The sequence below is a fragment of the Streptomyces sp. NPDC001027 genome (assembly GCF_040299045.1).
GTDB lineage: Bacteria > Actinomycetota > Actinomycetes > Streptomycetales > Streptomycetaceae > Streptomyces.
Genome location: NZ_JBEPBI010000291.1, coordinates 1 through 8878, shown reverse-complemented (window position 1 = coordinate 8878; position 8878 = coordinate 1). Strand labels below are relative to the sequence as shown.

Below are 8878 nucleotides of genomic sequence, written 5' to 3'. Positions count from 1 at the left end.
CGGCAGGGGCCCACCACAGCGACCGCACCGCAGTTGGGAGCACAGATGGCACGCCGTAACCGCAGCAAACGGACCCTCGGGGCCGCCGCACTCACCGCACTGGCCACCGGGGCCGCGCTTCTCGGCGTCCCCGTGCAGGCGCACGCCGAGGCCGCCGTCACCGTGACGCCGGACCCGTCGTACCAGCAGCAGAAGTTCGAGGGCTGGGGCACCAGCCTGGTCTGGTTCGCGAACGCCACCGGCGACTATCCTCCGGCGGTCCGCGAGAAGCTCTACAAGCTGCTCTTCGGCGACGACGGCCTCGCGCTGAACATCGCCCGCTACAACATCGGCGGCGGCAACGCACCGGACGTCAAGGACTACCTGCGCGCGGGCGGCGCCGTCGAGGGCTGGTGGAAGGCGCCCGCCGGCACCACCCGCGAGGACACCGACTGGTGGAGCGCGGACGACCCGGCGGACTGGAACAAGAACGCCGACGCCACCCAGCGCTGGTGGGTCGACCGCATCAAGAAGGACATCACCCACTGGGAGACGTTCAGCAACTCCCCGCCGTGGTTCATGACGGAGAGCGGTTACGTCTCGGGCGGGTTCAACGCCAACACCGACCAGTTGAAGGCCGACTCGGTCGACGACTTCGCCGCCTACATCGCGGGCGCGACCAAGCGTCTGGAGAAGGCCGAGGGCATCAAGGTCGACACCGTCGACCCGTTCAACGAGCCCAACACCGGCTACTGGGGCACCCGCCTCGACGCGAACGGCCTGCCGGTCGGGGGCCGTCAGGAGGGCGCCCACATCGGTCCCGCGCTCCAGCAGAAGGTGCTCGCCGCACTGGCGCCCGCGCTGAAGAAGGCGAAGACCAAGGCGAAGATATCGGCGATGGACGAGACCAACCCGTCCATCTTCGCGACCAACTGGAACTCCTACTCGCAGGCCTCCAAGGACCTCGTGGACCAGATGAACGTCCACACCTACGGCACCGGCCAGCGCACCACCGTCCGCGACCTCGCCAAGGCCGCCGACAAGCCGCTGTGGATGAGCGAGGTCGAGGGCGACTGGGGCGACGGGCAGAGCTTCACCGACATGCGTCCGGGCCTCGGGCTCGCCCAGCAGATGGTGAACGACCTGCGCGAACTGGAGCCCAGCGCCTGGGTGTTCTGGCAGCCGGTCGAGGACTACGACAACATGAAGCCGGGCGGCGAGTCCGCCAAGGGCGGCAACTGGGGCGAGATCCAGCTCCCGTTCAGCTGCACCAAGGCGGACACCCTGAAGTCGTGCCCGATCTTCACCAACACCAAGTTCGACACGGCCCGCAACTTCACGCACTTCATCAGGCCCGGCGACAAGCTGATCAAGGTGGACGACACCTCCAGCGCCGCCGCCGTGACCAAGGACGGCAAGGGCCTCTCCCTGGTCCACGTCAACTCCACCGCCGCGGCCCGCACGGTCACCATCGACCTGTCGAAGTTCCGCACCGTCAAGCGCAACGCCACTGTCACGCCGACCGTGACCAGCGCCGACGGCAAGCTGAAGCAGCAGGCCCCGGTCAAGGTCGTCGACGGCAGGGCCACGTACACCGTCCCGGCCCAGTCCGTGACCTCCTTCGCCGTCAAGGGCGTCTCGGGCGTCGCCAAGAACGCCGGACTGTTCAGCAAGGGCCACTCCTACACGCTGACCGGCGTGCAGAGCGGCAAGGCCGTGACCGTGGCCGCAGGCGGCTCCAACCTGGTCATCGGCTCGGCGAACGGCGCCGTCGCACAGCAGTGGCAGCTGGACGCCCGGTACGGCAAGAAGGGCGCCCGTCAGCACTACGTGTTCGCCAACCCCGCCGAGGGCAAGCGCCTCGCCGTCCGCGACAACGTGCCGGTGGTCGAGCCCGACACCGGCAAGCGCGACCCCGCCACCGAGTGGATCATGTCGACGACGGGTGACAGCACGTGGACCCTGGTCAACGTGGCCACCGGACGCCTCCTCGAGGTCGGCGGCCAGGCCACGAACGAGGGCGCGGCCGTGACGACGTGGCAGGCCAACTCCGGCTCCAACCAGCGCTGGAGGGTCACCGACGTGACCCCGTAGCGTCCGTCAGCTGCTCGGCTCCGCCCGCATCGCGACCGTCGTGATGCGGGCGGAGCCCTGTGCGGGGGCGGCCGCCGGGATCCGTTCCAGGACGCCGCCGGCGAAGACGTCGTACAGCGGAAGCGTCTCCAGGTGCACATAACCGATGTGGCAGTCGCACACGGCCAGCGGACAGGGACGCGGGCGCAGCGCGGCGCGGTACGAGCCGTCGTAGAGGTTGCCCAGCTCGGCTGGGACGAAGTGACAGCGGCGCACCGTGCCGTCCCCGTCGACGGAGATCACGGACTCTCCGGTGCGACAGGGCAGGCCGGCGCTGCGGTGCGGGTGGCGGCTGTAGGGGAACAGCGGGTCCAGGGCCGTCCACCGGTCGGCGTCGGCGTCCTCGTAGACGTGGCCCTCGGCGGCGTTGATCCACAGGTACACGTGCTCGGGCAGGTCCGCGCGCAGACGGCGGGCCGCCTCGAGATGCTCGGGCAGGCCGACGACGCCGACGCTGAAGCGGACGCCCCGGTCCGCGAGGTCCCGGCACTTGGCGAGGAAGCGGTCGTAGGGCGTCTGGCCCGGATGGTAGGTGCACCACAGGGCCAGGACGGCGGGGTCGGCCTCGTCGAGCCAGTCGGTGCGGCAGCTGAGGTTGGTCTGCACGGCGACGCGGCGGACGTGCGGGAGGCGGGAGAGGTCGACGAGGGCGCGCCGGTACCAGGAGCGGACCAGGCTCTCCCCCCACGGCGTGAACAGCAGCGACAGCCGGTCGTCGGTGCGGGACGCGGCCCACTGCGCGAACCGTTCGAGCGCGGCCCGGTCGGCGCGCAGCTGCGCCGTGCTGTCACGCCGCTTGGCGAACGGGCAGTAGGGGCAGTCGTAGTCGCAGGACGCGAGCGGGCCGCGGTAGAGCAGGGTCAGATCCATGACGGCCGCCTCACTTGCGCTCGTAGGCGGCCATCGCGGCGCGGACGGCCGGGGAGAACAGCTCCGGGCCGACGGCGTCGGAGTGCGCGAGCCCTTCGGGGGTGAGACGCAGCCGTGCGGAGTCGCCGGTGAGCCAGCCGCGGTCGGCGAACGCGGTCAGTTGCGGGCCGAAGTCCTCGGCGGGGGCGCTGCCGAAGCGGGCCCGGTAGTCGTCGACGTCCAGTCCCGTGGCCTGCAGAAGCGACTGCAGGAGGTGCCGGCGGCGGGACTCGTCGCGGCTCATCGGGTGGCCGACCTCGGCGTGCGCGAAGTCGGTCGTGCTCACGTAGTCGTCGACGATGCCCCGGATCTCGTGCATGCCGACCGCGTAGTCGAAGGAGTAGTGCAGTGCGGCCGTGTAGGAGCGGGCGCCGCAGCCGAGGCCGATCATGCCGTCGGTCTGGCAGGCGTAGTCGTCGGCGCCCTGGGCGGGGGCGTCGGCCCGGCGGAACATCCGCATGGACTGCTGGGTGTAACCGTGCGCGAGGAGATGGTCGCGACCGCTGCGGTACAGGCTCAGGCGCTGGGCGTCCCAGGCCGGGTCGGAGCCCGTCGTGGCGCGCCGGCCGAGGCCTGTGAGGGGGCGGACGTAGAGCGGGTAGAGGTAGAGCTCCTCGGGCCGCCAGGCGAGCGCCGCGTCCAGGGATTTCCGCCAGCTGCGCTCGGTCTGGCCGTCGATGCCGTAGATGAGGTCGACGTTGAGGACCGGGATGCGCGCGTCGCGGACGCGGGCGAGGGCGGACTCGACGTCGGCGCGGCGCTGCGGACGCACGGCGGCCCGCGCCTCGGTCTCGTCGAAGCTCTGGACGCCCAGGCTGAGCCGGGTGGCGCCGCGCTCCGCCAGGACGGCGAGACGGTCCGCGGTGGCCGTCGCGGGCGAGGCCTCGACGGAGAGCGGGACGGCGCGCAGATCGGCGCCCATGCGGTGCTCGGCGATGTCGCAGAGGCGCTCCAGCTCGGCGGCGGTGAGGAAGGTGGGCGTGCCGCCGCCGAAGGCCGCCGTGGCGAACCGGACGCCGCCGGTGTCGCCCAGCGCCTCGCGCACGGCGGTCGCCTGCCGCTCCAGGGCGTCCAGGTAGGCGCCGGTCAGGCCGTCGGGCGCGCCGACGCGGGTGAAGAGGTTGCAGAAGCCGCAGCGGACCTCGCAGAACGGGATGTGCAGGTAGAGCGAGAGGGCGTCCTTGGGCTCGGCGGCCCAGAGCTCCGCGAGGAGGGGGCGGCCGGGCAGCGGCCGGTAGGCCGTCTTGTGCGGGTAGGCGTAGACGTAGTGCTGGTACGGGCTGGTGCGGGTGACCGGCTCGGCGGTGGTCATCGGGCGGTCTCCGTCGGACGGGGTGCGGGGTCAGCGGGTGCGGGGTCACCGGGTGCGGGGTCACCGGGTGCGGGGTCGAGGAAGAAGTGGGCGTACGGCACCGTCCAGACGCACTCGTGGCCCAGGCGGTGACCGGTGTATCCGTCGTCGCCGTAGGCGGTGCCGTGGTCGGAGCAGACGACGGCGAAGCAGCGGCGTCTGCTGCCCGCGGCGGCGAAGAGCCGTCCGATGTGCCGGTCCACGTATTCCAGCGCGGCGGCGTGCGTCGCGCGGCTGTCGCCCGCCTCGCGGGTGGCGCCGGGCAGGTGGAACCAGTTCGGCTGGTGCAGTGCGGAGACGTTCACGAAGAGGAACAGCCGCTGTTCGGCGGGGAGTTCACGGATGACGCGTTCCGCGCGGGCGATCTGGTTCTCGAAGGAGTGCGGCGAGGTGACGCCGAACTCCGGTGCCCAGTGGGACTCGTGGAAGAGGCCGGGCAGCACCGAGCCCAGCGGACCCTGCTTGTTGAAGAAGCCCACTCCCCCGATGCAGACGGTGCGGTAGCCGGCCTGCGCGAGGCCGGACACCAGGTCCGGGGCGTCGTAGACGAACGTGCCGGCGGCGGTGGTCTCACTGCCCGTGAAGCTCGCCGCGAACAGGCGCGGATGCGGGCCGGGGGCGGCCGGGGTGGGCAGGAACCCGGCGAAGATCGCCTGGTGGGAGGCGTAGGTGAAGCTGCCCGGTGCGTGCCGTTCCTCCCAGCGGCCGCCGGGCAGACGGCCGGCCAGATGCGGGATGCGGCCCGCCTCGGCCAGCTCGGCCGCCACGTCGTACCGCAGGGTGTCCAGGGTGACGAGGAGGATGTCGTGGCTGCCGACGACGTCGTTCATGTCGGGCTCAGGCATGCGGTGTTCCTGTTCGGTGCGGGACGAGACCGCGCAACACGGCCGCCACCTGGGCCGCGTACGTGTCCTGGCCCTCCGCCCCACGGCCGGGCAGACCGGTGAGCCGGGGCAGCAGGTCGCCGAAGGCGTTGACCTCGCCGATCGCGGCCCTGCGCCAGCCGACGGCCGGCAGCAGGTCTACGCCGACGCACAGGGTGCGCGGAAAGCAGGACGCGGCCTGCTCGCACACGCCGAGCACGTCGGCCCAGCGGGCGCCCGCCGCCTCGACGGCCTCGCGGGCGGTGTCCAGATCGCCGCGGCGGCCCCCGAGGTGGAGGTTGGTCAGGGGCGAGCGGCTGGTGCGGACGACGGCGTGGGTGGCGCGGCCGGCCACGACGACGACCCGCAGGTCGGCGGCCCTGCCGTGCTGGGAGGCCTTCGGCAGCCAGCGCTCCAGATGCAGTCCGTCCGGGGCGAGGGCGTCGACGACGGCCGCGACGTCCCGCTCGCGTTCGTAGCGGCGCACCCGGAGGGAGTTGTGCAGGACGCCGTCGGCGGTCAGTTCGACGGAGGTGGTGGCCCTGATGCGGCCGCCGCCCGTCTCCACGGCGAGGACCCCCGACGCGGACGACCCGTGCGCCGGCTTCACGAAGAGCCGGGGCATCCGGTGCTCGCGCATCGCGGCGCGCACGTCGTCCCAGCCGCGCACCGGCGTGCCGGCCGGGCCCGAGGTGGGCGAGGCGGGCACCGGGACGCCCGCCGCGCGCAGGACGCCGTGGCAGAGCCGTTTGTCGAACAGCACGGCCACGTCGTCCGGGTCGGTGAGCCGCACTCCGCCGCGCAGACTGCGCACGGCGGCGACGAACCCGGCGTACCAGCGGGCCGAACCCTCGACCCGGGTGGGGTCCTGGACGCCCCGCAGCATGCGGTCGACCTCGGGGTTCTCCCCGGGCGAGTCGATCCGGACGATCTCGTCGACGGCGAAGTCGGCTCCCCGGGCGCACAGGACGTCCGCCCACGGGACGATCCGCGGGGCGGGCAGTCCGGCCGCCCGCACGGCCTCCTCGAAGAGGGCGACCCGGCGGTTCTCGGGGTTGGCGACCACCGCGAGTCGCGGCACGGGATCACTCACCGGAGCAGGCGTGCGGTCCATGGGCGTCGTCGCTCACTCCCCCACGGCGACGTAACGCCACACCGTGCCGTCGTCCTCCGCGTCCTCCTCGGCGTCGCCGCGGTCGAGGTCCACCTCGACGCCCGCGGCCTCGAGGGTCTGCCGGACGCACTCCTGGAGCTGCTCGCCGAGGTAGTGGTGGTGCAGGTCCAGCTTCTTGAGGTGGGTGAGCGGCTGTCCGTCGAGCAGGGCGGCGGCGCCCTCGTCCGTCAGCACGCCCATGGAGAGGTCCAGCACCTCCAGCCGGGCCACCACCGGGGCCTGCGCGACGGCGACGGCCACCGCGTCCTGTATCTCGCTGTTGCGCAGGCCCAGATGGCGCAGGTGGGGCAGCCGGGCGCCGGCCAGGATCGGCTCGAGGTCGGCCGTCTCGCTGTCGCCGCCGTATTCGGGCGTGCCCAGCCACAGGTCCAGGTGCTCCAGCGCGGGCAGGTCGCTGTCGGCCACTCCGCGCACGACCTCGGCGGGCAGTCCGCCCGTCTCGATCACCAGCCGGCGCAGCGCGCCGTGGCGCACGGCGGGGAAGCTCAGCCCGGACCCGCCGCGCACCCCGAGCTCCTCCAGCGCGGGGAACGCCGTCAGGAGCGGGGTGACGTCGGTCTGGTTGATCCAGGAGATCTCGCACTCCTCCCCCACCATGTCGCCGAGGAACAGCGCGCGCAGGGCCGGGAACCGGTCCCGGGCGGCGGTCAGCGCCTCGACGACGACGCCGGGGTCCTCCTCGTAGGCCTCCTCCCACGCTCCGACGATCAGCGCCTTCACACGGGTGGTGTCGACGGCGGCGCAGAAGCGGGCGAACGCGTCCGTCCACTTCTCGTCGGAGTCGTAGACGTCGGCGCCGACGCGCCAGGCCACGGCGTCCGGTTCGACCGGTCGCGGCTTGTGCTCGGCGCCGGGGAACGTGTAGGCGGGCAGCCCGTGGAGCGCCTTGAGGTGTTCACCGATCGTCATACGGCTGCTCCCGAGGGGAATTGGTGTGCGAACTGCGTTGTGTCCGCAGTTCTACCAACAGCCACTGACATCGCCTGTCCCGGGGGCGGGTTCGGACGCCGGAGCCCGTGCCGGACCGACGCGCAAGCCGCCGCCCGCCGCCTCCCCGCGACGGCCGGGCTCCGCCTCAGTCGGCGGCGCGGGCCAGGACTTCGCCGACCTGGTCGCGCACGGCGTCCCGGGCGGCGGGGGGCAACTCGCCGAGCTCCGTGCCCTCCAGGGCGCGCAGCGCCTCCTCGGCGCCGGCGCCGGGCTCGTACGGGGTGCCGGCGCTGAGCACGTCGTAACCGTCGCGGACGGCCACGCGCAGGACGGCGTCGCCGTCGTCACGGGCGTGCAGCGCGACGGCGACGACCAGGGGCGGCGCGCCGCCCTCCTCGCCCTCCAGCTTGCGGTATCCGCTGACCAGCGGTGTGCGCCAGCGCAGGGCGAGCAGCACAGGGCGCTTGGCCAGCAGTTCGGTCAGGTCGGTCTCGTAGACGCCGTCGGCGCTCAGCACCGTGGCCCGGGCGTCGAGGACGAGGGCGGCGGGGAGCAGACAGCGCAGGGTGCTGCCGACGATGTTGCCGCCCACCGTGGCGGCCCGGCGTACGGCGCCGGTGCCCACTCCGGCGGCCGCCCGGTGCAGCACCTCGGGCACGGTCTCGTCGATGCGGTGCAGCAGGACGGCCCCGCCGAGTTCCTCGGGGCCGAACGCGTTGGCCTCCGGCAGCCGGCGCAGCGACACGGCCTGCTCGGGAAAGCCGTCCCGCTGCCAGCCCGCCCACACGAGCGTGGCCCCGCCGACCGGCACCGCGCCCTCGGCGAGACACCGCTGTGCTTCGGATATGGAGGAGGGAAGACGCAACTGCACGACAACCGACCCGCCTTCCCGTGGAGTTCGTGGGGCCGACGGCGCGTCGTCCCCGGCGTGATCAACGGCAGAACGGATTCTGCCCAGACTCGCGGGGGCGCATACAGGGCTCATGACCGCATCGTGCGTCATGTGAAACCGATTGCGGCCCCACACCGGTCCCCTGGACCCTGGGAGGCATGTTCTCCCTCCTGCGCCCCGCCTCCCTCGCCGACGCCGCGGCCGTCGCCGGGCTCCTCAACGAGATCGACCTCATCGAGATCGGCCGCCCCGAGACGGATCTGCACTCCGTCGAGGCGGACCTGAAGCATCCCGACGTCGATCTGCGGCGGGACACCTGGCTCGCTTTCGACGGGGACCGGCCGGTGGTCTACGGACTGCTGTGGGACGAGTCGGGCGGCGAGCGGGTCGACATCGACCACTACGTGCTGCCCGACCGGCAGCAGGCGGGTCTGCTCGTCCTGGCCGCGATGGAGGCGCGGGCGCTGGAGAAGGCCCGGGAGAACGGCGCGGAGCGGGCCGTGGTGCACCTGAACCTGAACGCGCGGCCCACCACGGACGTCTCGCTGCTGCGGGAGCGTGGCTGGTCCGTGGTGCGGCGGCACCATGTGCTGCGCCGGAGCCTGGACCGGGCCGCCGACCGGCCGCCGCTGCCGCCCGCCGGCGTG

7 protein-coding genes and 1 pseudogene are annotated in these 8878 nt (G+C 72.9%); 2 read left to right on the top strand and 6 right to left on the bottom strand.

Going from position 1 to position 8878, the window contains the following annotated elements:
* Positions 1-45: 45 nt before the first annotated feature.
* On the top strand, positions 46-2073 hold the full coding sequence (locus tag ABT300_RS38300) for an RICIN domain-containing protein (protein WP_351686100.1): 2028 nt from the start codon (positions 46-48) through the stop codon (positions 2071-2073).
* 6 nt (positions 2074-2079) lie between these two features.
* On the opposite strand, the gene ABT300_RS38295 is transcribed toward ABT300_RS38300, so the two are convergent.
* The 6 genes from ABT300_RS38295 to ABT300_RS38270 all read right to left on the bottom strand — a co-directional run bounded on the left by ABT300_RS38295 (position 2080) and on the right by ABT300_RS38270 (position 8210).
* Positions 2080-2982 carry an STM4011 family radical SAM protein gene (locus ABT300_RS38295; RefSeq protein WP_351686095.1) on the bottom strand — a complete coding sequence of 301 codons (903 nt, stop codon included), beginning with the start codon at positions 2980-2982 and terminating at the stop codon, positions 2080-2082.
* 10 nt (positions 2983-2992) lie between these two features.
* Entirely contained in the window at positions 2993-4333 is a 1341-nt protein-coding gene (locus tag ABT300_RS38290; protein WP_351686092.1) for an STM4012 family radical SAM protein, read from the bottom strand.
* Positions 4330-5202 carry an STM4013/SEN3800 family hydrolase gene (locus ABT300_RS38285; protein ID WP_351686097.1) on the bottom strand — a complete coding sequence of 291 codons (873 nt, stop codon included), beginning with the start codon at positions 5200-5202 and terminating at the stop codon, positions 4330-4332. Before ABT300_RS38285 ends, ABT300_RS38290 begins: the two co-directional genes overlap by 4 nt.
* A gap of 7 nt (positions 5203-5209) precedes the next feature.
* The gene (locus ABT300_RS38280; RefSeq protein ID WP_351686089.1) at positions 5210-6349 is read right to left on the bottom strand and encodes an STM4014 family protein; all 1140 of its coding nucleotides are present in this window, start codon (positions 6347-6349) and stop codon (positions 5210-5212) included.
* 12 nt (positions 6350-6361) lie between these two features.
* Positions 6362-7318: an STM4015 family protein gene (locus ABT300_RS38275; RefSeq protein WP_351686087.1), complete on the bottom strand. Its 957-nt coding sequence runs from the start codon at positions 7316-7318 to the stop codon at positions 6362-6364.
* A 166-nt stretch (positions 7319-7484) separates the two neighbouring features.
* On the bottom strand, positions 7485-8210 hold the full coding sequence (locus tag ABT300_RS38270; protein ID WP_351686084.1) for an FAD binding domain-containing protein: 726 nt from the start codon (positions 8208-8210) through the stop codon (positions 7485-7487).
* A gap of 179 nt (positions 8211-8389) precedes the next feature.
* Between ABT300_RS38270 and ABT300_RS38265 the strand changes: the two are divergent.
* Positions 8390-8878: pseudogene (locus ABT300_RS38265) on the top strand (GNAT family N-acetyltransferase); the annotation flags it as partial.

Bases quoted from the DNA above. Each gene is read 5' to 3' on its own strand.
- ABT300_RS38300 (WP_351686100.1), top strand. From the start codon at position 46: ATGGCACGCCGTAACCGCAGCAAACGGACCCTCGGGGCCGCCGCACTC.
- ABT300_RS38295 (WP_351686095.1), bottom strand. From the start codon at position 2,982: ATGGATCTGACCCTGCTCTACCGCGGCCCGCTCGCGTCCTGCGACTAC.
- ABT300_RS38290 (WP_351686092.1), bottom strand. From the start codon at position 4,333: ATGACCACCGCCGAGCCGGTCACCCGCACCAGCCCGTACCAGCACTAC.
- ABT300_RS38285 (WP_351686097.1), bottom strand. From the start codon at position 5,202: ATGAACGACGTCGTCGGCAGCCACGACATCCTCCTCGTCACCCTGGAC.
- ABT300_RS38280 (WP_351686089.1), bottom strand. From the start codon at position 6,349: ATGGACCGCACGCCTGCTCCGGTGAGTGATCCCGTGCCGCGACTCGCG.
- ABT300_RS38275 (WP_351686087.1), bottom strand. From the start codon at position 7,318: ATGACGATCGGTGAACACCTCAAGGCGCTCCACGGGCTGCCCGCCTAC.